The sequence below is a fragment of the Streptomyces sp. NPDC055099 genome, from assembly GCF_053607685.1.
Genome location: NZ_JBSGUA010000012.1, coordinates 214,152 through 236,759 on the forward strand (window position 1 = coordinate 214,152; position 22,608 = coordinate 236,759).

Here is a 22,608-nt window from a genome sequence, read left to right on the forward strand (position 1 = left end):
GAGCCCAGCCAACGGAGGCAGTTATGTCCCGCAAGCCCGTGCACCTCGCCGTTTACGACACGTTCGCCGACTGGGAGACCGGATTCGCCACGGCGTTCCTCGCCCGCGCCGGGTACGAGATCCGGACCGTCGCCGCGGACGCGTCGGCCCTCGTCACCACGGCCGGCGGCGTCCGCATCCAGCCCGACCTGGCCCTCGCCGACCTGCGGCCCGAGGACAGCGCGCTGCTGATACTGGCGGGCGCCGACCTGTGGGACGCGGGCGACGACCTCGCCCCCTTCGGCCGCGCGGCCCGCGCCTTCCTCGACGCGGACGTGCCGGTCGCCGCGATCTGCGGGGCCACCGCGGGCCTCGCACGGGAGGGGCTGCTCGACGACCGCGCGCACACCAGCGCGGTGTCGTTCTACCTCGCGGCCACCGGTTACAAGGGCGGCGAGCGGTACGTGGACGTGGACGCCGTCACCGACGGCGGGCTCACCACGGCGGGGCCGACCGAGCCCGTGGCCTTCGCACGCGAGATCCTCGGGCGGCTCGGCGCCTTCGAGGGCGCGAAGCTCGACGCCTGGTACCGCCTGTTCCACGACTCGGACGCGTCGGCCTACGAGGTGCTCGAATCGTGAGCGACGACGCGGGCCGCGCGGTGCGGGAGCAGCAGGAGCTGTTCTCCCGCACCGCCCTCGGGATCTTCCGGCTCAACGGCCAGTTCCTCTCCGTGGCCGACGAGTTGACGAAGCCGGGCGGGCTCACCGCCGCCTGGTGGCAGGTGCTCGGCGCCGTCCTGCGCGAGCCCCTGCCCGTCGCCGGGATCGCCCGCTCGATGGGCATCACCCGGCAGAGCGTGCAGCGCATCGCCGATCTGCTCGTGCGGCGCGGCCTCGCCGAGTACGTGCCGAACCCCGCCCATCGCCGCGCGAAGCTCCTGCGTCCCACGGACGAGGGCCTGGCCGCCGTCCGCAGGATCAGCCCCGGCCACGCGGACGTGGCAGCGCGGCTCGCCGGAGCACTCGGCGAACAGGAATTCGCGGAGACCGTACGGGTATTGGAGCGGCTTTCCGAAGTACTGGCCGAGAAAGTCCTTCCCGCCATGGAAGAAAACGCGGCGGCGGATACGGCAGCGGACCTGAGGGCGGATACGGCGGATACGGAACAACCCGTTACGGAGCCGTAGCAGGCAGTCCGCACCCCGATGTCCTGCCGCCCCACTATCCTCGATCTGTTGCACACCAACGGGGGAGGTCGGCGCGGCGATGGAGAAACTGGGGTCCGGGGATCCACAGCGAATAGGCGCCTATCGGCTGCTCGCGCGACTTGGCGCGGGCGGCATGGGGCACGTCTATCTCGCGCGGTCCGACCGAGGGCGGACGGTCGCGGTGAAGCTCGTGCGGGAAGAGCTCGCCGAGCAGGAGGAGTTCAGGAACCGCTTCCGGCAGGAGGTGCAGGCGGCGCGGCGGGTCGGCGGCGCGTGGACGGCGCCGGTGCTCGACGCGGACACCGAGGCGACGATCCCCTGGCTGGCCACGGGATATGTGGCGGGCCCCTCTCTGCAGAGCGTCATCTCGCAGGACCACGGGCCGCTGCCCGAGCGGTCCGTGAAGATACTGGCGGCCGGGCTCGCCAACGCGCTCAAGGACATCCACGCGGCGGGCCTCATCCACCGCGACCTCAAGCCGTCGAACGTGCTCGTCACGATCGACGGACCGCGCGTCATCGACTTCGGCATCGCCCGCGCCCTGGAGACCGTGACCGACGGCGGCCTGACCCGCACCGGCGCGCTCGTCGGCTCGCCCGGCTTCATGGCTCCCGAGCAGGTGCGGGGCGACCGGATCACCCCGGCCTGCGACGTGTTCTGCCTGGGTTCCGTCCTCGCGTACGCGGCTTCGGGCGCGCTGCCGTTCGGCACGGCCAACAGCGGCGTGCACGCGATGATGTTCCGTATCGCGCAGGAGGAACCGAACCTTCAGGGGCTGCCGGAGGAACTGGCCGAGCTGGTCGGCGACTGTCTGCGCAAGAATCCCGCCGACCGGCCGACGCTGCGACAGCTCCTGGAGCGGACGGGGGCCGAGGACACGCTCGGCGACGGCGGCCGGACGCGCGACCCCTGGCTTCCGGGTGCGCTGGTGGCCCAACTCGGCCGCCACGCCGTGCAGTTGCTGGACACGGAGAATCCGGACGAGGGCGGCGGGGAGACTCCGTCCGCGAAGGATTCCGCGACCCAGGATCCGGCGGCGAAGGGTCCCGGTGCGCCGGTCTCGCTCGCGCCGCCGAAGGAGCTGGCCGCGGGCAGCGGGGCCGCGGCGGCCTCCGCCGCCTCCCCCGAAGGGAACGGCGCCGGGCCGGGGCCCGCCGCCGGTGACACCCCGCCGCCACCGGGCAAGCCGGGCGGGGCGACCCCCTTGGACCACCTCCCCACGATGATCACGGGGCAGACACCGCCGCCCACTCCCCCGCCAGGACAGGCGTACGGCTATCCCCAGCAGCACCCCCAACAGCACCCTCAGTCCCAGCAGCACCCCCAGCAACCGCCGCCGCCCGGTTACGGCTACCCCCAGCAGGGCGCGTACGGCCCCACGCCTCCCTACGGACCCACACCTCCGTACGGGCCCCTCGTCCACCCCCAGGGCGAGCCCCCGCGCCGCAGCAGCCGGTCCACCGCCGCGCTCATCGCGGTCGCCGTCATAGTGGCCATAGGAGCGGGCGGCACGGTGTACGCGGTGATGAAGGGCGAGGGCAGCACGAAGGCGGGCGGCACGAGCTCCGACTCCCCGTCCAACAGCGCGCCTTCGACACCGGGCAGCCCCTCCGGCGAGGGTTCCTCGGAGCCCGATGACCCGGCCACGTCCCCGGCGTCCGAGGACAAGAACAAGGACGACGAGGGCACGATCCCGGACAAGTTCCTCGGCACCTGGAGCGGGTCCATCCAGAACGACCTGGGCAGCAACTCCCGTCAGCTCGTCCTCCAGCAGGGCGAGGTCGGTGACACCGTCATCTCGATCACGGCGGACGGCCCGACCGACACGGGCGGCACCTATCACTGCGTGTTCCAGGGCAAGTTGGAGTCGGCGAGCGGCAACACCCTGAGCATCGGTCCGACGGACGTGATCGTCGGACAGCCCGCGAGTTCCTGCAGGCCGGGCCAGGCGAGCACGGTGACGCTGCTCTCGAACGGCAGGCTGCACCGGGACACCACGGGCACGGACAAGGGGCTCACGTATGACAGGGAGGGCTGAACCAGCCGTCGGCAAGGAGGGCTGAACCAGCCGCTGGCAGCGAGGGCTGAACGGCCCTCCCCACGCGGCCAGTTGAACCCCCGGCGAACAGATCACGTCCGGACGGACAAGCGTGGTCCGGCGGCCGGCACCGCCGCCTACCGTGCCGCCCATGAACTGGTTGAGCACCGAAAACGTCATCGCCGTGCTCGCCATCCTGGTCGGCATCGCCGGCGCGTTCGTCCCCGTGCTCCTCGAACGCCGCGTACCGCGCCGCAAGCGCATCGGCTACCGCAAGCAGATGGACACGGCGATAGGCGACAACGTCCGTACGGGCGACGCCAACGCGCGGCTCGGCCTCTTCGACGAGGCCCCCGAGATGTCGGACGCGACGCTCGTGCTGCTGCGCGTCGAGAACGACGGCTCGCTGCCGATCGACGTGGCCGACTACACGGGCCGCTCGCCGCACGGCCTGACGGCGGTCTTCGAGGACCGCACGATCCGCGCGGTGGCGGTGACGCTGCCGCCCGAGGCGGACCATCTGATGGAGCACTTCGCGCCCGGCACGGGCCTCGGCTACGAGTCCGGCAGACTGCACATCCCGCGCGTTCCGCTCAACCGGGGCGAGTACTACAAGCTCCTCGTCCTGCTGACCGGCGGCCCCGTGGACAGCGGCTACACGGTCATCGGCGGCATCCAGGGCGGCGAGACGCACGAGAACCACAGCGCCGCGCCCGACGAGAAGCCGCCCGTGTTCAGCAGGCTGTCGCAGCGGGTGGCCATCGCGCTGAGCCTGGTGATCCTCGGCCTCGCGGGCCTCATCCTGCGCCCCGACGCCGAGCCGCCGCCGTCGTACTGCGAGACGGGCAGCCTCACCCTGACCGGGTCGACCGCGTTCGAGCCGGTGGCCACCGAGCTCGCCGAGAAGTACATGAACGCGTGCGAGGGCTCCGACATCGAGGTGAGCGCGCACGGGAGCCGGGGCGGCGTCAGGGAGCTGGCCGCGACGGACGCGGAGCCCGGCGAGGGCGCACCTCCGGTGATCGCCTTCTCCGACGGGCCGCGCCCCGGCAGCTACACGCAGCTGAGCGAGACGCGGGTGGCTGTCTCCCTGTTCGCCGTCGTCCTGAACGACAGGGTGCCGCTCAAGAACCTCTCCACAAGGGACGTACGCCGCCTCTTCAGCGGCCAGATCCGCAACTGGAAGGAGCTGCCGGGCGGCCCCGACCTGCCGGTGGTCCTGGTCAGCCGGGGGTCGAGCTCCGGCACGCGGGTCACTCTCCAGCAGCGGGTACTCAAGGGCGCCCCGGAGATCCAGGAGTCCTCGAGCGACTGCCTGACGAAAGACATCGGCCCCCGGGCGCCGGTGATCCGCTGCGAACTCGACTCCACGGAACAGGTCCTGGACACGGTCGCCGCCACTCCGGGCGCGGTCGGCTACAGCGAACTGCGCGACACGACCGCCCTCAAGGGCGTGCACCGCGTGAGCCTGGACGGCCACACGCCGTCCGTCGACCACATCCAGTCCAGCGGCTACCCGTACCGCGAGATCGAGTACGCCTACACCTACGGCAGCCCGCCCGCCGACTCGCTGGCGTCGAGCTTCCTCGCGTACGCGATCCGCGGGAACGGCCAGGACGTGGTCCGCACCCACGGGCATCTGCCGTGCCAGACGCCCGTGGGACTGCGGATGTGCGGGGAGAACCGGTCCGCCGGATGAGAACCGCTAGATGAACGAGTTGATCTCGATCGTCTCCGTGCGGCCCGGACCCACGCCGATCGCGGAGATCGGGGCGCCGGACATCTCCTCCAGGGCCTTCACGTAACCCTGCGCGTTCTTCGGCAGGTCGGAGAAGGTCTGGGCCTTGGTGATGTCCTCGGACCAGCCGGGGAGGTACTCGTAGACGGGCTTCGCGTGGTGGAAGTCCGTCTGGTTGTACGGGAGTTCCTCGACGCGCTTGCCGTCGATCTCGTACGCCACGCAGACCGGGATCTGCTCCCAGCCGGTCAGGACGTCCAGCTTCGTGAGGAAGAAGTCCGTCAGGCCGTTCACCCGGGTCGCGTACCGCGCGATCGGCGCGTCGAACCAGCCGCAGCGGCGGTCACGGCCGGTGGTGACACCGCGCTCGCCACCGATGCGGCGCAGGTCCTCGCCGTCCTGGTCGAAGAGCTCGGTCGGGAACGGGCCCGCGCCGACACGCGTGGTGTACGCCTTCAGGATGCCGATGACGCGGCTGATCTTCGTCGGGCCGACGCCCGTACCCGTGCAGGCGCCGCCCGCGGTCGGGTTCGAGGAGGTGACGAAGGGGTACGTGCCGTGGTCCACGTCCAGGAGGGTGCCCTGGCCGCCCTCGAACAGGACGACCTTGTCCTGGTCGAGCGCGTCGTTGAGGATCAGCGTCGTGTCGGCGACGTACTGCTTGATGTTCTCGCCGTGCTCCAGGAGCTGCTCGACGATCTGGCCGACCTCGATGGCGCGGCGGTTGTAGAGCTTGGTGAGGAGCTGGTTCTTGACCTCGAGGGCCGCCTCGACCTTCTGCTCCAGGATCGACTGGTCGTAGAGGTCCTGGACGCGGATGCCGGTGCGGTTGATCTTGTCGGCGTACGTCGGGCCGATGCCGCGGCCGGTCGTGCCGATCTTGCGCTTGCCGAGGAAGCGTTCCGTCACCTTGTCGACGGTCACGTTGTACGGCGTGATGATGTGCGCGTTACCGCTGATCAGCAGCTTCGACGTGTCGACGCCGCGCTCGTTCAGACCGCTCAGCTCGGAGAGCAGGACCGACGGGTCGACGACGACTCCGTTGCCGATGACTGGCACGCAGTCCGGGGAGAGAATCCCGGAAGGGAGGAGATGCAGCGCGTACTTCTGGTCGCCTACGACGACCGTGTGGCCGGCATTGTTGCCGCCCTGGTATCGCACCACATAGTCCACGGAGCCACCGAGCAGGTCAGTGGCCTTTCCCTTGCCTTCGTCACCCCACTGAGCACCGAGCAGCACAAGTGCGGGCACAGGCGTACACCCCTTCCGGGCGGGGCATGTCCAAGGTCAGGGGCCGTAGCCGCCATATGGGTGTGCCTTGGATGCTGCCCCGGAATAGACGAAGCCCCTGGCGCAATAGCGCAAGGGGCTCTTGCACAAAGATGCTACCCGAGGACTCAGAAAAGGGGCGCACGTTGTCGGCTCGCGACCAGCTGCTAGTCGTCATCGACCCGGTCGCCCGGCGCACGGACGGTGAGTCGGTACGGATCGCGAAGGACGTGCTCGGCGCGGGCGCCTCCGTTCGCGTCTGCCTGCCCGAAGGCCCCGAGGACTTCGCGAAAGCCCTGGCCAGGAGGGGCGCGCGGCGTCCTGTGGTGATCGGTGACGACCGTGCTCTGGCGCGGGCCGTGGGGGTGCTCCACCGGGAGCGGGAGCTCGCGCGATGCGCACTCTCCGTAGTTCCGGTGGGTGCCTCGCAGACGCTCACGCGGGCGCTCGGAGTGCCCGCCGGGGCGGTCGCGGCGGCGCGAGCGGTGCTCGAAGGGTCCGAGCGGCGGCTGGATCTGCTCGTCGACGACCGGGACGGCGTGGTCCTCGGGGAGCTGCGCATCCCGCCGGTCGCCGCCTCCGCCACCGGGGGCATACCGATGGACGGCCACCCGTGGCTGCGGACCTGCCAGTCCTTCGTGCGCACGCTCGCCGCGCGGCCCTCGCGGGTCGCCTCGGCGCCGGGGCCCGCTCCGGCGCGGCTGCGGGTGGAGGCCGACGGGGTGGTCGTGGTGGACCTGGACCAGCCGGTCGAGCGGGTCGCGGTGAACCCCGCCGACGACGGTTTCGCGGAGGTGGAGGTGCGCCCCTCTTCGGTGGGCGCCGAGGCGTCGCCGCTGCGGGTGCGGGCCCGGACGGTCACGGTGTCGGGGGCGGATTTCCGCTACCGGGCGGACGCGGTGGTGGGCGGTCCGGTGCGTACGCGTACGTGGTCGGTGCGGGCCAGTGCCTGGGGCTTGACGCTGCCTCGCTGAGCGCGGCCACGATGTCCTGCTGGCCGGGTCCTACTTGTCGGGTCCTGCTGGCCAGGTACTACTTGCCGAACAGGCTCTCGCGGTGCACCCGCCAGCGTTCCAGCATCTCCGCCAGCTCGTGCTCGATGAACTCGAAGAAGGCGAGCGTCTCGGCCAGGCGGCGGCCCGCCGGGGTGTCGGCGCCCAGGCTGGCGACACCGTCGCTCAGGGCGTTCTCCCAGCGCTTGAGGATGCCGTCACGGTTGGCCAGCGCCTCGTACCACTGGTTGCTGTGCACCCGGAAGATGTCCCGGCGCGAGCCGGGCTCGCGCTCCCGGGACACCATGTGCTGCTGCGTGAGATAGCGGACCGCCCCCGAGACGGCCGCGGGGCTCACCTGGAGCCGCTCGCCGAGCTCCGCCGATGTCAGCGCGCCCGAGTCCGCGGCGAGGAGTGCCGCGAAGATCCTTGCGGGCATCCTCGGCATCCCGGCCTCGACCAGCTGCGCGGCGAACTGTTCGACGAAGCGGCCGACGAGCTCGCCGTCCCGGTCGCTCCCGTGCTCGCCGTCGTGCTCGCCGTCACGATCGCTCGGCAGCGGCGCTGACTCCTTGGGCATGTGCTGATCATCTCCCCTGTGCGGTACTCCGTCACCGAGTTTATACGCTTCCTTAACTTCACAAATTTGTGAAACCCGCGTACGTTCAGAAACATGACGAAGGCAATCACCGTCTCCGGACTGCACAAGTCGTTCGGCCGGACGCACGCGCTCGACGGCCTCGACCTCGATGTCGAGGCCGGTGAGGTGCACGGTTTCCTCGGCCCCAACGGCGCCGGGAAGTCCACGGCCATCCGCGTCCTGCTCGGCCTGCTCCGCGCCGACTCCGGCGCCGCGCAGCTCCTCGGCAAGGACCCGTGGAGCGACGCGGTCGAACTGCACCGGCGCGTGGCGTACGTCCCCGGCGACGTCACCCTGTGGCGCAACCTCTCCGGCGGCGAGGTCATCGATCTGTACGGGAAGCTGCGCGGCGGCCTCGACGGGGCCCGACGGGCGGATCTCGTCGAGCGGTTCGAACTCGACCCCACCAAGAAGGGCCGTACGTACTCCAAGGGCAACCGGCAGAAGGTCGCCCTCGTCGCCGCCTTCGCGTCCGACGTGGACCTGCTGATCCTCGACGAGCCCACCTCCGGGCTCGACCCGCTCATGGAGGAGGTCTTCCAGGCGTGCGTCGAGGAGGAGCGCGACAGGGGCCGCACCATCCTCCTGTCCTCGCACATCCTCAGCGAGGTGGAGACGCTGTGCGACCGCGTCAGCATCATCAGGAAGGGGCGGACCGTCGAGTCCGGCTCGCTCGCCGACCTGCGCCATCTGACCCGGACCAGCGTCACCGCCGAGCTCGCGGGGCCGCCGAACGGGCTGGCGCGGCTGCCCGGCGTCCATGACGTCGACGTGTCCGGACAGGGGGACGCGGGCGGGCATCGCGTCAAGCTCCAGGTCGACACCGACAAGCTGGACGCCGTGCTGCGTTCGCTCACCGAGTCCGGGGTCCGCTCGCTCCTCTCCACGCCGCCGACGCTGGAGGAGCTGTTCCTGCGGCACTACCAGGACGAGGCGGAGGCGGTCGCGCGATGACCGCCGTCACCGGAGCTCCGGGGTTCGTTCCCCGCCGCTCCCGTCAACTCGCGGGTACCGGCGCCCTGTTGAGGCTCGCTCTGCGCCGCGACCGCGTCATGATGCCCGTCTGGATCATCGTCGTCGCCGGCTTGGTCCTCGCGATGCCGGGGTCCCTGGAGAAGACCTACGCCACCGCCGCCGAGCGGGCCGACGCCATGCGGTCGATGAACGCCAACTCCTCGATGCGGGCGCTGTACTCGCCGGTGTTCGGGGACTCGATCGGCGCGTTGTCCGCCTGGCGCATCGGGGTCTACGCCGCGATCCTCGCCGCCGTGATGAGCCTGATCATCGTCGTACGGCACACACGCGAGGAGGAGGAGACCGGGCGCCAGGAGATGCTGTCCGCCGGGATGGTGGGTCGGCGGGCGCCCTTGAGCGCCGCGCTGCTCGCCGCCTTCACGGCGAACGCCGCCGTGGGGCTGCTCGTCGCGGGCGGGATGGCCGGGCAGGGCTCGGCCGGGGCCCTCGCGCTCGGGCTCGGCGTCGCGGGCACCGGCATGCTCTTCGCCACCATGGCGGCGATCGTCGCCCAGCTCACGGAGAGCGCGCGGCTCGCCAAGGGACTGACGTCCGGGGTGCTGGGGGCCGCGTACGTGCTGAAGGCCGCCGGTGACGCCGGGAGCGAGCGCGGGGAGTCCGTGCTGACCTGGCTCTCGCCCCTCGGCTGGACGGAGAATGTACGGGCCTACGCCGGTGAGCGGTGGTGGGTGCTGCTCCTGACCGCCTCCGCGATCGTGGCGCAGGGCGCGGTCGCGTACGGCCTGGCGGGGCGGCGTGACGTCGGCATGAGCTTCCTGCCTACCCGGCCGGGGCCCGCGAAGGGTGCGATCGGCACGGCGGGCGGGCTCGCGTGGCGGTTGCAGCGGGGCAGCGTGCTCGGCTGGACGCTCGGGTATCTGCTGGCCGGTGTCGTCTTCGGCGGGATGGTCGAGGGGGCGGCGGACATCGTCGGCGACAACCGGAACACGCGGGAGGTCATCGAGCGGATGGGCGGCCAGTCCGGCCTCACGGAAGCGTTCCTCGCCACGATGGTCGGCCTGCTCGGGATGGTCGCCTCGCTGTACGTCGTCGCCTGCGTCCTGCGGCTGCACGGCGAGGAGACGTCGCAGCGGGCGGAGCCGGTCCTCGCGGGGGCGGTGGGGCGGCTGCGGTGGGCCGGCGGTCATCTGGTGATCGCCTTCGGCGGTGCGGTGCTGCTGATGCTGGTGGGCGGGCTCGGGCTCTTCCTCGGGCACGGGAAGGATCTCGGGCCGATCCTGGGGGCGTGCCTGGTGCAGGTGGCGGCGGTGTGGGCGGTCGGCGGGCTCGCGGTGCTCCTTGTGGGGGCGTTCCCCCGGGCGGCGGTGGGTGCGTGGGGGGTGGCGGGGGTGTGCCTCGCGATCGGCTGGATCGGCCCCGCGCTGGACCTTCCGCAGGTGGCGCTGGACGTCTCCCCCTTCGGCCACCTCCCGAAGCTGCCGGGCTCCGCGATGTCCTGGGGGCCGGTGGCTGCACTCCTCGCCTCGGCGGCGCTCCTGCTGGCCACCGGCCTGACGGCTTTGCGCCGCAGAGACCTGCTGACCTGACCCCGGGGCTGCCGCCCCGTCGCCCCGTGTAGTACCTGCGACGGACCCTCAAGGACCCCTCCCTGGCGGGACGACCCCGCGGGTTTGTCCCCGTACCTTCGTAAGCGTGACCAATGCGACCAAGACCGCCACCAGCGGCAACCGCAGCCCGGAGTTCCGTATGGCCGCGGAGGCGCTCGGAGGACTTCGGCAGGACCTCTTCCGGGATGCCTTCGCCTACCGCCCGCTGCAGGCGATGCGTACGGACGGCCCGCTGACCCGGCGCCTGCCCTCCCGCATACGCCCGTACGCGCGCTGGACCCCGCACGCCGCGGTCGCCGCCGCGGCCTTCTTCACCGCCCTGCTCGGCTACGCGGACGAGCCCGTCGGCCTCGACTACGTGATCACCGGACTCGTACCGGCCGCCGCCATCCTCATGACCCTGCTCAGGCCCGTCGGCGCCTGGTGGCTCCTGCTCGCGGTCACGCCCTTCGCCGGCGCCCTCAGCGGCCCCTGGGGCGACTTCCCGTGGCCCCCGAGCGTCTTCTTCGCGCACCTCACCGTGATGACGGTCATCACCCTGCGGACCCGCCCCCGCACCGCCGCGTGGATGTGGGTGGGCACGGCGCTCTACGGCACCGCCGCCGAGGTCTTCCTCAGCCCGGGCTACGGCACGAACACCCCGCAGATGCTCTTCTTCTCCGCGCTCGCCCTCCTCGCCGCCTCCCTCGTGCACATCCGCCGCGAGGCCAGGCACGAGGTCAGCGTCCAGCGGACCGTCACCGAGATGGAGCGCGGCAGGCGCACGCTCCTCGAGGAGCGGACGACCATCGCGCGCGAACTGCACGACGTGGTCGCGCACCACATGTCCGTGGTCGCCATCCAGGCGGAGGCCGCCCCCTACCGCGTCGAGAACCCACCCCCGGAGCTGGAGCAGGCCTTCGTCACGATTCGCGAGAACGCCGTGGCCGCCCTGACGGAGCTGCGCCGCGTCCTCGGTGTCGTCCGCGCGGAGGACTACGAGGCGCCGGACGCCCCGCAGCCCACGCTGGCCGACCTGGACCGGCTCATCGCGAACGTCCGCGAGACCGGCCTCGACGTCGAGAAGATCGTCACCGGAGCCGTCCGCGAACTCCCGCAGGGCGTCGAGCTCTCCGCGTACCGCATCGTCCAGGAGGCGCTGAGCAACACCCTGCGCCACGCACCCGGCGCCACGGCCCGCGTCGAGGTCGGCTATGTGCTCGGCGGCCTCGGCCTGCGCGTCGTCAACGGGCCCGCGACCGGCCTGGTCAAGCCCTCGCCCGGCGCGGGCCACGGCCTGACCGGCATGCGTGAGCGTGTCACGATGCTGGACGGCGAGATGACGACCGCGGAGACGGCCGACGGGGGCTACGAGGTCACCGTCTTCCTCCCGGTCGCTCACACGCAGGAACCCACCGGAGGCCAGGAATGACGATCCGCGTACTGATCGCCGACGACCAGATGATGGTCCGTGAAGGCTTCTCGGTCCTGCTCAACGCGATGCCGGACTTCGAGGTCGTGGGCGAGGCCGTCAACGGCCGCGAGGCGGTCGACCGCGTCCGCGAGCTCAACCCGGACGTCGTCCTGATGGACATCCGCATGCCCGAGCTGAACGGCATCGAGGCCACCCGCGAGATCGTCGCGGCCGACGTGACGTCGAAGGTCCTCGTCCTCACCACGTTCGACCTCGACGAGTACGTCTACCAGGCGTTGCGGGCCGGGGCCTCCGGCTTTCTGCTCAAGGACGCCTCCGCGCGCCAACTGGCGGACGGCGTACGGGTGGTGGCCGCGGGCGAGGCCCTGCTCGCGCCCTCGGTGACGCGCCGCCTCATCACGGAGTTCTCCAAGCTGGGCGAGACGCCGCGCCTCTCGGCGACGGTGCAGGCGCAGCAGTACGGCGAGCTCACCGAGCGCGAGACGGAGGTGCTCGTCCTCATCGCGCAGGGCCTGTCCAACGGCGAGATCGCCTCACGTCTCGTCGTCGCCGAGTCGACGATCAAGACCCACGTGAGCCGCGTCCTGGTGAAACTGGGCCTGCGGGACCGCACCCAGGCCGCGGTGTTCGCGTACGAGGCAAGGCTGGTCACACCGGGCTGAGCGCCACTACCGTCCCTCCATGGACGCGCCCGAGCACCCCTTCGCCCCCTGGTCCCCGGAGTTCGTCGCCGACCCGTACCCCGCCTACGCGCACCTGCGGGCCACCGGACGCGCGCACTACTTCGAACCCACCGACCAGTGGCTCGTCCCGCACCACGCCGACGTGTCCGCGCTGCTGCGGGACCGGCGCCTCGGGCGCACCTATCTGCACCGCTTCACGCACGAGGAGTTCGGGCGGCAGGCCCCGCCGCCCGAGCACGAGCCGTTCCACGTCCTGAACGACAACGGCATGCTCGACCTGGAGGCCCCGACCCACACCCGCATCCGGCGCCTGGTGTCGAAGGCGTTCACCCCGCGCACGGTCGAGCAACTCAAGCCTTACGTGGAGGAATTGGCCGACCGGCTCGTACGGGATCTGGTGGACGACGGCGGCGGGGACCTCGCCGCCCGCGTCGCCGAGCCGCTGCCCGTCGCGGTGATCGCGCAGATGCTCGGCATCCCGGAGAGCGACCGGGACCAGCTGCGGCCCTGGTCGGCGGACATCTGCGGGATGTACGAGCTGAGCCCGTCCGACGAGACCGCGGACCGCGCGGTCAGGGCCTCCCTCGCATTCTCCGCGTACCTGCGCGAACTCATCGCCGTGCGCCGCGAGAAGCCGGGCGACGACCTGATCTCGGGGCTCATCGCCGCGCACGACGAGGGGGAGTCCCTCAGCGAGCAGGAGATGATCTCCACCTGCGTGCTGCTGCTCAACGCGGGGCACGAGGCGACGGTCAACGCCACCGTCAACGGCTGGTACGCGCTCTTCCGGAACCCCGGCCAGCTCGCCGCCCTGCGCGCGGACCCCGGGCGCCTGATCCCCACCGCCGTGGAGGAGCTGATGCGGTACGACACCCCGCTCCAGCTCTTCGAACGGTGGGTCCTGGACGACATCGAGATCGGCGGCACCGTGATCCCGCGCGGCAGCGAGGTCGCCCTCCTCTTCGGCTCCGCGAACCACGACCCCGCGGTGTTCACCGCCCCCGCCGAACTGGACCTGGCCCGCGCCGACAACCCGCACATCTCCTTCAGCGCGGGCATCCACTACTGCATCGGCGCACCCCTGGCCCGGATCGAACTCGCGGCGTCGCTGGGCGCGTTGCTGCGCCGGGCGCCCGGTCTGACGCTCGCCGCGGAGCCGGAACGCAAGCCGAACTTCGTGATCCGGGGACTACGGGAGCTCGTCGTCGAGGTGTGAGTCCGGCACCCTCAGAACGCCAGCTGGGCGATCTCCTCCGCCACCACCGCGCACGCGTCGGCCGCCGGGTCGATCAGCGGGAAGTGCCCGACCTCTTCGAGCAGCGTCACCCCGACGACCTCGCCCGCCTTGGCAGCCGCGTCCGCGTACGCCTCGGCGACGGCCTGCGGCACGACGATGTCGGTGCGCCCCTGGACGACGGTCGTGGCGATGCCGGTCGGCAGCAGGGCCGCCGGGTCGGCGTGCGGCAGCCGCTCCTCGAACCTGGCCTGTCCACCGAGGAGTTGCAGGGACGCGTCCGAGCAGACGCCGAGCTCCTGCGCCGCCCGCAGGTCGGCGATGGGCGCGAGGGCCACGACACCGCGGAAGGGCGCCGGACGCCCGATGCGCCACGGGGACCCCTCGGGCAGGACATGGCGTGCGGCGGCCCACAGGGCGAGGTGCCCGCCCGCGGAGTGGCCGGTGACGACGGTGCGGCGCGTGTCGGCGGACGGCAGATGCTCCCGTACGAGACCCGGCAGCGCGTCGAAGGCGGCGGCCACGTCGTCGAAGGTCTCGGGCCAGCGCCCCGCGACGGGCCCCTCGCCCTGGGCGGGGATCGAACTGCCGCGGCGGTACTCGACATTGGCCACGGCGAAACCGCGCCGCGCGAGGAAGTCCGCGAAGGGCGTGATGTGCAGACGGTCGTACGGGGCACGCCAGGCGCCGCCGTGCAGCACGACGACCAGTGGGGCCGGGGCACCGCCGCCGGTCCGGGGTTCGTAGAAGTCGATCACCTGGTCGGCGTGTTCGCCATACGCGGCGGTGGTGTCGGGAGTCACCGCTGGGTGCGAGAAGGCGGCGTCGGCCTCGGCGGCATCGCGGGCCACGGCGGCGTCGTCCGGCATGCGAGAACCTCTCTGCGGGGTGGGTGCCAGGAGCTGGGGCGGGGTGTTCGTTCGATCTTCCCAGCGGGGTGTCCGTGTGATCTTCCCCTACCCCGCCCCTGCCCGGTAACGGCTGCCGCCGTCAGCTCACGGAGTCGCCCAGCGTCGTCGCGAGCACCCGCGCCGCCCGCTCGACGTCGGCGAAGCCCACGTACAGCGGCGTGAAGCCGAACCGCAGCACGTCCGGCGCCCGGAAGTCGCCCACCACGCCCTGCTCGATGAGGCGCCGCATCACGTCACCGGCGTCGCGGCACCGCAGGGCGACCTGGCTGCCGCGCTCCGCGTGCGCCTCCGGGGTGAGCACCTCGACCCGCCCCTCGGGGACATAGGCCCGCACGCACTCGACGAAGAAGTCCGTCAGGGCGAGGGACTTGGCCCGCACCGCCTCGATGGACACCCCGTCCCAGACGTCGAGCGCCGCGTCCAGCGCCAGCATCGACAGGATGTCCGGCGTACCGACCCGCCCCCGCAGCGCACCGTCCGCCGCCTCGAACTCCGGCCGCATCCCGAAGGGCTCGGCGTGCGAGTTCCAGCCGGGCAGCGGGGAGTCGAAGCGGGCCTGCAGATCCGCCCGTACGTAGAGGTACGCGGGTGCGCCCGGCCCCCCGTTCAGGTACTTGTACGTGCACCCGACCGCGAGGTCGACGCCGTGCGCGTCGAGCCCGACGGGCAGCGCGCCCGCGGTGTGGCACAGGTCCCAGACCACGAGCGCACCCGCGTCGTGCACGGCCGCCGTCAGGCCCGGCAGATCGTGCAGCCGTCCCGTGCGGTAGTCGGCGTGATTGAGCAGGACCACGGCCGTGCGCGGGCCGAGGACCTCGCGCACCTCGCCCGGGGCGACCGGCACCAGACGGCAGCCCGTCATCCGTGCGGCGGACTCGGCGATGTACCCGTCCGTGGGGAAGGTCGTCGCGTCAACGACGATCTCGTCCCGCCCCTCGCCCGGGTCACCCACCATGCGTACGGCGGCCACCAGCGCCTTGAAGACGTTCACGCTCGTGGAGTCGCCGACGACGATCTGGCCGGGGGCGGCGCCCACGAGCGGGGCTATGCGGTCGCCGATGCACTCGGGGGCAGTCCACCAGCCGCTCTCGTCCCAGGAGCGGATGCGCAGCTGCCCCCACTGCCGGGAGATGACGTCGGCGAGCCGCTCCTGCACGTGTCCGGGCAGGGCGCCCAGCGAGTTTCCGTCCAGGTAGACGGTGTCGTCGAGGACGAACTCCTCGCGCTTCGCGCGGAGTTCATCGTCAGCGTCCCTTTTTGCCGCTTGCGCCTTGAGGTCGGCCTCAGACATGGCTCCTCGCAGTCCACAGTTCGGGGAACACGTTCTTCTGCGCGCGCTTCTCCAGCCAGGCGACGCCGGCCGAGCCGCCCGTGCCCGTCTTGGAGCCCATCGCGCGCCGGGTCGCCACCAGGTGGTCGTTGCGCCAGCGCCACACCAGCTCGGCGACATCGGTCAACACCTCGCCGAGGCGCGCCAGTTCATGGCTCTCGTCACCTGCGTAGAGGTCCGTCCACACCTTCTCGACCTCGGGCGACGGCTCGTACTTCTTCGTCAGGTCGCGCTGAAGCACGGCGTCCGGGACGGCGTGGCCGCGGCGGGCGAGCAGGGCGAGCACCTCGTCGTACAGGCTCGGCTCCTGGAGCGCCTTCTCCAGCTCCGCGTGGACGCGCGGCGCGCCCCGGTGCGGCACCAGCATGGACGCGGACTTGTCGCCGAGCAGGAACTCCATGCGGCGGTACATCGCGGACTGGAATCCGGACCCCTCGCCGAGCGCACCACGGTAGGAGTTGAACTGGGCGGGGGTGAGCTGCGCCAGCGGGCGCCAGGAGGCGTTCAGCGCCTCCAGCTCGCGCAGGCTGCGCTTGAGCGCGGCCACGGCGGTGGGGATGTCGTCGCGGCGCAGGGCGTGCGACGCGGTCTCCCACTCGTGCACGATGACCGTGAACCACAGCTCCATGACCTGGGTGGTGACCAGGAAGACCATCTCTCCGGGATCATCGGAGCGCAGGTGCTGGAGGTGCGTGAGGACGTCCGCCTGGACGTAGTCCTCGTACGGGGTGGTCCCTGCGAAGTCGAGGTTCGGGGTGTCCACGTCTTGGGACATCGCGATCTCCTTGATACGTACTCCGGGTAGCGGTCCGCCCCTGCCGTTACCGACACGGGGGCCCCGGTCCCCACCGGCATCCTCCGCAACATCCCACAAAACGGCAAGACCTGCCTGGTCACAGCGGCGTCCAGGCAGGTCGTACGCGTGCGGGGGCTAACCCAGGGTGTCCGCCGCCGTCTGCGAGGAGTCCCGCAGGAAGCCGGCGCAGCGCTCGTACTCCTCCTGCTCGCCGATCGACTGCGCGGCGCGCGCGAGGGCGTGCAGGGCCCGCAGGAAGCCGCGGTTCGGCTCGTGCTCCCACGGCACCGGGCCGTGGCCCTTCCAGCCGCTGCGGCGCAGCGAGTCGAGGCCGCGGTGGTAGCCGGTGCGGGCGTACGCGTACGACTCGACGACGCTGCCCCGCTCGAACGCCTCGTCGGCGAGCTGCGCCCAGGCGAGCGAGGAGGTGGGGTACTTCGCCGCGACGTCCGCGGGCGCCGCCCCGTTCGCGAGCAGCTCGCGCGGCTCCGGGTCGTCGGGCAGGTGGGTCGGGGGCGGTCCCCCGAGCAGATCCTTGTGAATGGCCATGGGTTCCAGTCTGCGGCATGGCGCGACGCGAAGGGCCCGGTACCCCCTCCTGGGAGGGAGTACCGGGCCCTTCGGCGAGAGCGGCCGGGCTTGCTTGCCGGGCCTACTTCAGCTTCGTGCCCGTGGAACGCAGGTTCGCGCACGCCTCGGTGACGCGCGTGGCCATGCCCGCCTCGGCGGCCTTGCCCCAGGTGCGGGGGTCGTACGTCTTCTTCGAGCCGACCTCGCCGTCGACCTTCAGGACGCCGTCGTAGTTCTTGAACATGTGGTCGGCGACGGGACGCGTGAAGGCGTACTGCGTGTCCGTGTCGAGGTTCATCTTCACGACGCCGTTCTCCAGGGCGGTCGCGATCTCCTCGGCGGTGGAGCCGGAGCCGCCGTGGAAGACGAAGTCGAACGGCTGCGAGCCCGCGGCCTTGCCGTACTTCGCGGCGACGCCCTCCTGGAGGTCCTTGAGGAGCTCCGGGCGCAGGACGACGTTGCCCGGCTTGTAGACGCCGTGGACGTTGCCGAAGGACGCGGCGAGGAGGTAGCGCCCCTTCTCGCCGAGGCCGAGGGCCTCCGCCGTACGCAGCGCGTCGTCGACCGTCGTGTACAGCTCGTCGTTGATCTCGTGCGTGACGCCGTCCTCCTCGCCACCGGTCGGGGTGATCTCTACCTCGAGGATGATCTTCGCGGCGGCGGCCTTCGCGAGCAGCTCCTGGCCGATGGCCAGGTTGTCGGCGAGGGTCTCGGCGGAGCCGTCCCACATGTGCGACTGGAAGAGCGGGTCACGGCCGGCCTTGACGCGCTCGGCGGAGACGTCGAGCAGCGGACGGACGTACGTGTCCAGCTTGTCCTTGGGGCAGTGGTCGGTGTGCAGCGCGACGGTGATGTCGTACTTCGCGGCGACGATGTGCGCGAACTCGGCGAGGGCCACGGCGCCCGTCACCATGTCCTTGTTGTGCTGGCCGCCCAGGAACTCCGCACCACCGGTGGAGATCTGGATGATGCCGTCGCTCTCGGCCTCCGCGAAACCACGCAGGGCGGCGTGCAGCGTCTGCGAGGAGGTCACGTTGATGGCCGGGTAGGCGAACTTGCCTGCCTTCGCCCGGTCCAGCATCTCGGCGTAGACCTCGGGGGTTGCGATGGGCATGTGTCCGCTCCTTGTGATGTGCGGGTGTGTGCTTGGCCCTGACCTAAGGGGGCGACGTCATCGTCGCCCCCATCTTTCCAGATCCGCCGGTCGGCTCAGGCCGAACGTGGGTCCTCAGTCGCTGAGGCCGAGGTCGTCCTTGGAGTACGCGAAGAGGTACGGCACCCCGGCGCCGTCGGTGATCTTCTCGCCGGCGCCGGTGGCGCGGTCCACGATGGTCGCGACGCCCACGACCTCGGCGCCCGCCTCACGCACGGCCTCGACGGCGGTGAGCGGGGAGCCACCGGTGGTGGAGGTGTCCTCGACGACGAGTACGCGGCGCCCCTTGATGTCGGGCCCTTCGACCCTCCGCTGCATGCCGTGCGCCTTGGCGGCCTTGCGCACGACGAAGGCGTCCAGGCGCTTGCCGCGGGCGGCGGAGGCGTGCAGCATCGCGCCCGCGACGGGGTCGGCGCCCATGGTGAGGCCGCCCACGGCGTCGAAGTCCAGGTCGGCGGTGAGGTCGAGAAGCACCTGGCCGACCAGGGGCGCTGCCTCGCCGTCGAGGGTGATGCGGCGCAGGTCGATGTAGTAATCGGCCTCGAGACCCGAGGAGAGGGTCACCTTGCCGTGCACCACGGCCTTGTCCTTGATCTGCTGCAGCAGCGCGCCACGTACGTCGTCAGTCATGCCTGCCAGCTTAAAGCCGCGTACAGCGGCTCAGAGCCGCGTCCAGGTCCAGGTCGTCGACGCCTCCAGGGGCTCGATGGGGGTGACGAGGCGGGGCAGGGCGTTGAGCCCGTTGGGCGGGCCGGTCTGCGGCTCCACGCACACGGCGGCCTCCTGCTCGTCGTACACCACGACCCACTGCTCACGGCTCTTCACGGTGAGCGCGAGCTGCTCCGGCCAGGTCAGGGTGACGTCGACGCCGTCGGGCATCCCGAAGCAGTCGTCCCAGGGGCTGGGGAGGGGCGCGATGCGGTTGCCGGTGGGGAGGTGATCGTCACCGCGCTCTTCCTGCCAGGCGGGGGTGAAGTCGATCTGCACGTCCTCGCCCTCTCCCCCGAGGCTCCGGTTGAACCAGGGGTGCCAGCCCACCTGGGCGGGGAAGGAGTCGCCGTACGTCTCAATGCCGAGCGTGAGGGTGAGGGAGTCCTCGGTGAGGGCGACGATCTGCGTGACGCGGCCTTCGTAGGGCCAGGGGTCGGTCAGGTCGTACGTGAACACGGCCTCGCTCTTGCCCGCGCGGGCCGTGCGCCAGGCGGCGTCCCTCGCGAAGCCGTGGATGGCGTGGGGCGGGGAGTTGAGGGGCATCTGGTGGGCCGTGCCGCCGTTGCGGAACTTTCCCTCACGGATGCGGCCGGCCCAGGGGGCCATGGGGAAGCAGCCGTAGCGCGCCCCTTGCCTCAGCAGTTCCCTGCCGCCGAGCTTGAGGCTCCCCACTCGGCAGCCGTTGCCCGGCTGCACGACGACTTCCGCGTCACCCGCGGTCAGTGTCACGTCTTCTTCGCTACTCACGGGGTGAGCCTACGGTTTCAGCCCGTCCGGCGTTTGAGGACGAACTCGGCGAAGCCGGTGATCAACGGCAACCAAGGCCCCCGCGCCAGAGCGGGTTTTCGGGAAGGGGCGGGGTTGGGGATAAAGAATCAGCGCCTGCGCCGAAGCACGCGCCCCGCGACAATCGCCGAGGCCAGCACCACCGCAGCCGCAGGCGCCGCCCACCGCAGCGTGGCGGAACTGGACAGCGACTCGGCCGCCGGAGCGGGCGCGTACCGCCCACGCGGGGGCGCGTGATCGACCTCCTCGGCACTCCGCCCGATCATCGTCCGCCGCGCATGCGCCGCCTCCGCGGGCGGCACCAGAATCTCCTCGACGCCGTCCTCGCCGTCCTCGTCCTCCGCGTCGAACGACGACGGCGGCACATCCGTCTCGAAGACGGAGGCCACCTCGACGGACTCGGGTTCGGACTCGGCCGCCGCAGGCGCCGGCTCAGGCTCCGACTCCGGCTCACCCGCCCGCCCCAGCCCCTCCGCGAACCGCTCCAGGAGCCTCCGCACCGCCCCCTCCACAGCCTGTGGAGAAGCCTCCGTGACGCGCCCCTCTCCGGCGCCCGTCCCGGCGAAGACCAGCCGGGTCCCGGCGCCGCCCTCCTCCTCGGCGGATTCGAGCCGCACCGTCAGCGAGAGCTTCACGGTGCCGCCGCCCCGCACCTCCACGCCCTCGCCCTCGATCGCGAAGGAACCGTCGCCGCGCGAAGCGACCCGCGCCGCGCCCCGGTACGTGATCGTGTGCCCGCCGACCCGCACCTTGAGCCGGCCGGAGAGCGGCGACGCGGATTCATCGGCGTCGCGCTGCAGTCCGGGCACCGCCCCGGCGACCTGCTCGGGATCGCTCAGCACCTGCTGAAGGCGGTCGACGGCAACCGGAACGAACACCTCATGCTCCATGGCAGTCGAGCCTACCCACGTGGCCGAGAACATGTACGTCAGTTCGTCAGTTCGCGTACCGCGGGTGCACCAGTGTGGAGGGGGGCAGACCCCGCATCCGCGTCCGTTCGGCGGACTCCACGCTCACCCGCAGCAGCGCCGCCGTCCCGGGCGGCGGCGCCGCGAGGGGCGGGCGGGACCTGGCCGCCAGGACGAAGCCCCAGTCGCGGGGCGCGGACGCGCCGTCCGGCTCCGGTTCGGGGCCCGCCGCGAATCCGGAGAGCCTGCCGTCCACGCGATACGGCGCGGTGCGCAGCCCGGCCGCCCGGAGCGTGGCCTCCACTGTCCAAAAGACGTGGGGCCGGTCGGCCATCGGCCCGGCGTGCACGGCGAGGCGACCGCCGTCGGCCAGGGCCTGCGACGCCAGGCCGTAGAACTCCTGGGAGTAGAACTTGGCGCTCGCGGTGATGCCGGGGTCGGGCAGATCGGAGATCACCACGTCGTACGTACGAGGGGGTGAGCGCAGCCAGTGGAACGCGTCGGCGTGCACCACCCGCACCCGGGGGTCGCGGTACACGTGTTCGTTCAGCTCGCTCAGCGCCGGGTCCCGGCGGGCCAGCCGCACGACCCCCGGATCGAGTTCGACGACGTCCACCCGCCGCACCCCGGGATGCCGCAGCACCTCGCGCGCCGCGAGGCCGTCGCCGCCGCCGAGCACCAGCACGCGCGCGTGCCGACCGGTCATCGCGGGGCCGACGAGCGCCCGGTGGTAACGGTGCTCGTCCCGGCCGCTGACCCGCAGGCGCCCGTCGAGGTAGAGATCCAGAGAATCGTGCCTGCCGCCGGTCAGGACGACTTCCTGGACGTCGGTCTGCACCGCGACCCGGACGTCCTTGCCGTAGACCGCCCGGCGGGCCGCCGCCTCGAAGTCGCCGACGAGGACGGCGGCGGAGGCGAGCAGGCCGAGAACCGTGACGTTCGCGACGAGGAGGACCCAGCGGCCGCGCGCGCTCAGGTCGCGCCGGAACAGGCCGAACACGAGCGCGCTTCCCGCGATCACGTTGACCGCGCCGGTGATCAGCGCGCCGGTCAACTGGCCGAGCAGGGGGAGCATGAGGAAGGGGAAGGCGAGCCCGCCCACCAGCGCGCCCACATAGTCCGCGGCGAAGAGGTCGGACACGGCGCCGCTGGGGTCCTGCCGTCTGATCCGCTGCATGAGCACCATGAGCAGCGGCACTTCGGCGCCGATGAGCAGACCGATGGCGAGCGAGAAGGCGACGAGGAGATACCGCGAGCCGCCCGCCCAGACCTCGCCCTGATCGCCGGTCCAGGCGAACGCCGCGTACAACGCCATCGCGCTCAGTCCGCCGACCAGCGCGAGCGCCGCCTCGACCAGGCCGAACCCGGCGGCGGCCCGGCACCGCAGGCGCTTGGCGAGCAGCGAGCCGATGCCCATGGCGAAGACCATCACCGACAGGACCACCGACGCCTGGGTGACCGAGTCACCGATCAAGTACGAGGCGAGGGCGACGAGTTCGAGTTCGTACACCAGACCGCAGGCCGCGCAGATGAAGACGCCCACCAGGACGAAGAACCGTCCCGTCCTGGGCGTCACCGGTAAATCCGTTGACGGCTCGATCATCTTGGGAACGCTACGTCACCGGACTCGCACACCTGGTCACCCACAAGGGTGCATCTCGGCG

The 22,608-nt window shown here is 71.6% G+C and carries 21 protein-coding genes; 10 read left to right on the forward strand and 11 right to left on the reverse strand.

Annotated features, from left to right (window positions below; genetic code table 11):
• Positions 1 to 23 precede the first annotated feature (23 nt).
• The 4 genes from ACWFRU_RS28015 (at position 24) to ACWFRU_RS28030 (ending at position 4,926) form a co-directional block, all read left to right on the forward strand.
• Entirely contained in the window at positions 24 to 620 is a 597-nt protein-coding gene (locus tag ACWFRU_RS28015; RefSeq protein ID WP_453690900.1) for a DJ-1/PfpI family protein, read from the forward strand.
• The gene (locus ACWFRU_RS28020; RefSeq protein ID WP_453690901.1) at positions 617 to 1,168 is read left to right on the forward strand and encodes a MarR family winged helix-turn-helix transcriptional regulator; all 552 of its coding nucleotides are present in this window, start codon (positions 617 to 619) and stop codon (positions 1,166 to 1,168) included. Before ACWFRU_RS28015 ends, ACWFRU_RS28020 begins: the two co-directional genes overlap by 4 nt.
• A 79-nt stretch (positions 1,169 to 1,247) precedes the next feature.
• Entirely contained in the window at positions 1,248 to 3,227 is a 1,980-nt protein-coding gene (locus ACWFRU_RS28025; protein WP_453690902.1) for a serine/threonine-protein kinase, read from the forward strand.
• A gap of 151 nt (positions 3,228 to 3,378) precedes the next feature.
• Positions 3,379 to 4,926, forward strand: coding sequence for a substrate-binding domain-containing protein (locus tag ACWFRU_RS28030; protein ID WP_453690903.1), 1,548 nt, complete (start codon positions 3,379 to 3,381; stop codon positions 4,924 to 4,926).
• 6 nt (positions 4,927 to 4,932) lie between these two features.
• On the opposite strand, the gene ACWFRU_RS28035 is transcribed toward ACWFRU_RS28030, so the two are convergent.
• Positions 4,933 to 6,216 (reverse strand): adenylosuccinate synthase, encoded by a 1,284-nt coding sequence (locus ACWFRU_RS28035; protein WP_190084094.1) that lies wholly within the window; start codon positions 6,214 to 6,216, stop codon positions 4,933 to 4,935.
• 131 nt (positions 6,217 to 6,347) lie between these two features.
• Here ACWFRU_RS28035 and ACWFRU_RS28040 point away from each other — a divergent pair, with 131 nt between their 5' ends.
• Positions 6,348 to 7,208, forward strand: coding sequence for a diacylglycerol kinase family protein (locus ACWFRU_RS28040; protein WP_453690904.1), 861 nt, complete (start codon positions 6,348 to 6,350; stop codon positions 7,206 to 7,208).
• A gap of 58 nt (positions 7,209 to 7,266) precedes the next feature.
• Here ACWFRU_RS28040 and ACWFRU_RS28045 read toward each other — a convergent pair whose 3' ends face one another.
• Positions 7,267 to 7,806, reverse strand: a complete 540-nt coding sequence (locus tag ACWFRU_RS28045; RefSeq protein WP_453690905.1) for a GbsR/MarR family transcriptional regulator — start codon at positions 7,804 to 7,806, stop codon at positions 7,267 to 7,269.
• Positions 7,807 to 7,899: 93 nt separating this feature from the next.
• On the opposite strand from ACWFRU_RS28045, the gene ACWFRU_RS28050 reads away from it, so the two are divergent.
• From ACWFRU_RS28050 to ACWFRU_RS28070, 5 genes are all read left to right on the forward strand, one after another.
• Positions 7,900 to 8,820 (forward strand): ATP-binding cassette domain-containing protein, encoded by a 921-nt coding sequence (locus ACWFRU_RS28050; RefSeq protein WP_453690906.1) that lies wholly within the window; start codon positions 7,900 to 7,902, stop codon positions 8,818 to 8,820.
• Positions 8,817 to 10,427 carry an ABC transporter permease gene (locus tag ACWFRU_RS28055; protein WP_453690907.1) on the forward strand — a complete coding sequence of 537 codons (1,611 nt, stop codon included), beginning with the start codon at positions 8,817 to 8,819 and terminating at the stop codon, positions 10,425 to 10,427. The genes ACWFRU_RS28050 and ACWFRU_RS28055 overlap by 4 nt, the downstream gene beginning before the upstream one ends.
• Positions 10,428 to 10,587: 160 nt before the next feature.
• Complete coding sequence (locus ACWFRU_RS28060; protein ID WP_453690952.1) at positions 10,588 to 11,859, forward strand: sensor histidine kinase; 1,272 nt, start codon at positions 10,588 to 10,590, stop codon at positions 11,857 to 11,859.
• Positions 11,856 to 12,524 (forward strand): response regulator transcription factor, encoded by a 669-nt coding sequence (locus ACWFRU_RS28065; RefSeq protein ID WP_363210464.1) that lies wholly within the window; start codon positions 11,856 to 11,858, stop codon positions 12,522 to 12,524. Before ACWFRU_RS28060 ends, ACWFRU_RS28065 begins: the two co-directional genes overlap by 4 nt.
• Positions 12,525 to 12,543: 19 nt before the next feature.
• The gene (locus tag ACWFRU_RS28070) at positions 12,544 to 13,761 is read left to right on the forward strand and encodes a cytochrome P450 (protein WP_453690908.1); all 1,218 of its coding nucleotides are present in this window, start codon (positions 12,544 to 12,546) and stop codon (positions 13,759 to 13,761) included.
• An 11-nt stretch (positions 13,762 to 13,772) separates the two neighbouring features.
• Here ACWFRU_RS28070 and ACWFRU_RS28075 read toward each other — a convergent pair whose 3' ends face one another.
• The 9 genes from ACWFRU_RS28075 to ACWFRU_RS28115 form a co-directional block, all read right to left on the reverse strand.
• Complete coding sequence (locus ACWFRU_RS28075; protein ID WP_453690909.1) at positions 13,773 to 14,648, reverse strand: alpha/beta hydrolase; 876 nt, start codon at positions 14,646 to 14,648, stop codon at positions 13,773 to 13,775.
• Positions 14,649 to 14,769: 121 nt separating this feature from the next.
• Positions 14,770 to 15,981 carry a kynureninase gene (gene kynU / locus ACWFRU_RS28080; protein ID WP_453690910.1) on the reverse strand — a complete coding sequence of 404 codons (1,212 nt, stop codon included), beginning with the start codon at positions 15,979 to 15,981 and terminating at the stop codon, positions 14,770 to 14,772.
• Complete coding sequence (locus tag ACWFRU_RS28085; protein WP_453690911.1) at positions 15,974 to 16,795, reverse strand: tryptophan 2,3-dioxygenase family protein; 822 nt, start codon at positions 16,793 to 16,795, stop codon at positions 15,974 to 15,976. The genes kynU and ACWFRU_RS28085 overlap by 8 nt, the downstream gene beginning before the upstream one ends.
• 156 nt (positions 16,796 to 16,951) lie before the next feature.
• Positions 16,952 to 17,365 (reverse strand): DUF3151 domain-containing protein, encoded by a 414-nt coding sequence (locus tag ACWFRU_RS28090; protein ID WP_266864068.1) that lies wholly within the window; start codon positions 17,363 to 17,365, stop codon positions 16,952 to 16,954.
• Positions 17,366 to 17,468: 103 nt separating this feature from the next.
• The gene (gene fbaA / locus ACWFRU_RS28095; RefSeq protein WP_453690912.1) at positions 17,469 to 18,500 is read right to left on the reverse strand and encodes a class II fructose-bisphosphate aldolase; all 1,032 of its coding nucleotides are present in this window, start codon (positions 18,498 to 18,500) and stop codon (positions 17,469 to 17,471) included.
• 114 nt (positions 18,501 to 18,614) lie between these two features.
• Positions 18,615 to 19,169: an orotate phosphoribosyltransferase gene (gene pyrE, locus ACWFRU_RS28100; protein ID WP_361466389.1), complete on the reverse strand. Its 555-nt coding sequence runs from the start codon at positions 19,167 to 19,169 to the stop codon at positions 18,615 to 18,617.
• Between the two features lie 30 nt (positions 19,170 to 19,199).
• Entirely contained in the window at positions 19,200 to 19,997 is a 798-nt protein-coding gene (locus ACWFRU_RS28105; protein WP_453690913.1) for an aldose epimerase family protein, read from the reverse strand.
• A gap of 128 nt (positions 19,998 to 20,125) precedes the next feature.
• Positions 20,126 to 20,926, reverse strand: a complete 801-nt coding sequence (locus tag ACWFRU_RS28110) for an SRPBCC domain-containing protein (RefSeq protein WP_453690914.1) — start codon at positions 20,924 to 20,926, stop codon at positions 20,126 to 20,128.
• A gap of 46 nt (positions 20,927 to 20,972) precedes the next feature.
• Positions 20,973 to 22,547 carry a polyamine aminopropyltransferase gene (locus ACWFRU_RS28115; RefSeq protein ID WP_453690915.1) on the reverse strand — a complete coding sequence of 525 codons (1,575 nt, stop codon included), beginning with the start codon at positions 22,545 to 22,547 and terminating at the stop codon, positions 20,973 to 20,975.
• Positions 22,548 to 22,608 lie beyond the last annotated feature (61 nt).

What these genes read in the sequence shown, in the direction of transcription:
- ACWFRU_RS28040 (WP_453690904.1), top strand. Translation starts at nt 6,348, where the DNA reads ATGCTACCCGAGGACTCAGAAAAGGGGCGCACGTTGTCGGCTCGCGAC.
- ACWFRU_RS28115 (WP_453690915.1), bottom strand. Translation starts at nt 22,547, where the DNA reads ATGATCGAGCCGTCAACGGATTTACCGGTGACGCCCAGGACGGGACGG.
- ACWFRU_RS28025 (WP_453690902.1), top strand. Translation starts at nt 1,248, where the DNA reads ATGGAGAAACTGGGGTCCGGGGATCCACAGCGAATAGGCGCCTATCGG.
- ACWFRU_RS28090 (WP_266864068.1), bottom strand. Translation starts at nt 17,365, where the DNA reads ATGGCCATTCACAAGGATCTGCTCGGGGGACCGCCCCCGACCCACCTG.
- ACWFRU_RS28085 (WP_453690911.1), bottom strand. Translation starts at nt 16,795, where the DNA reads ATGTCCCAAGACGTGGACACCCCGAACCTCGACTTCGCAGGGACCACC.
- ACWFRU_RS28070 (WP_453690908.1), top strand. Translation starts at nt 12,544, where the DNA reads ATGGACGCGCCCGAGCACCCCTTCGCCCCCTGGTCCCCGGAGTTCGTC.
- ACWFRU_RS28065 (WP_363210464.1), top strand. Translation starts at nt 11,856, where the DNA reads ATGACGATCCGCGTACTGATCGCCGACGACCAGATGATGGTCCGTGAA.
- ACWFRU_RS28055 (WP_453690907.1), top strand. Translation starts at nt 8,817, where the DNA reads ATGACCGCCGTCACCGGAGCTCCGGGGTTCGTTCCCCGCCGCTCCCGT.
- ACWFRU_RS28030 (WP_453690903.1), top strand. Translation starts at nt 3,379, where the DNA reads ATGAACTGGTTGAGCACCGAAAACGTCATCGCCGTGCTCGCCATCCTG.
- kynU (WP_453690910.1), bottom strand. Translation starts at nt 15,981, where the DNA reads ATGTCTGAGGCCGACCTCAAGGCGCAAGCGGCAAAAAGGGACGCTGAC.
- ACWFRU_RS28045 (WP_453690905.1), bottom strand. Translation starts at nt 7,806, where the DNA reads ATGCCCAAGGAGTCAGCGCCGCTGCCGAGCGATCGTGACGGCGAGCAC.
- ACWFRU_RS28050 (WP_453690906.1), top strand. Translation starts at nt 7,900, where the DNA reads ATGACGAAGGCAATCACCGTCTCCGGACTGCACAAGTCGTTCGGCCGG.
- ACWFRU_RS28110 (WP_453690914.1), bottom strand. Translation starts at nt 20,926, where the DNA reads ATGGAGCATGAGGTGTTCGTTCCGGTTGCCGTCGACCGCCTTCAGCAG.
- pyrE (WP_361466389.1), bottom strand. Translation starts at nt 19,169, where the DNA reads ATGACTGACGACGTACGTGGCGCGCTGCTGCAGCAGATCAAGGACAAG.
- ACWFRU_RS28075 (WP_453690909.1), bottom strand. Translation starts at nt 14,648, where the DNA reads ATGCCGGACGACGCCGCCGTGGCCCGCGATGCCGCCGAGGCCGACGCC.
- ACWFRU_RS28060 (WP_453690952.1), top strand. Translation starts at nt 10,588, where the DNA reads ATGGCCGCGGAGGCGCTCGGAGGACTTCGGCAGGACCTCTTCCGGGAT.
- ACWFRU_RS28015 (WP_453690900.1), top strand. Translation starts at nt 24, where the DNA reads ATGTCCCGCAAGCCCGTGCACCTCGCCGTTTACGACACGTTCGCCGAC.
- fbaA (WP_453690912.1), bottom strand. Translation starts at nt 18,500, where the DNA reads ATGCCCATCGCAACCCCCGAGGTCTACGCCGAGATGCTGGACCGGGCG.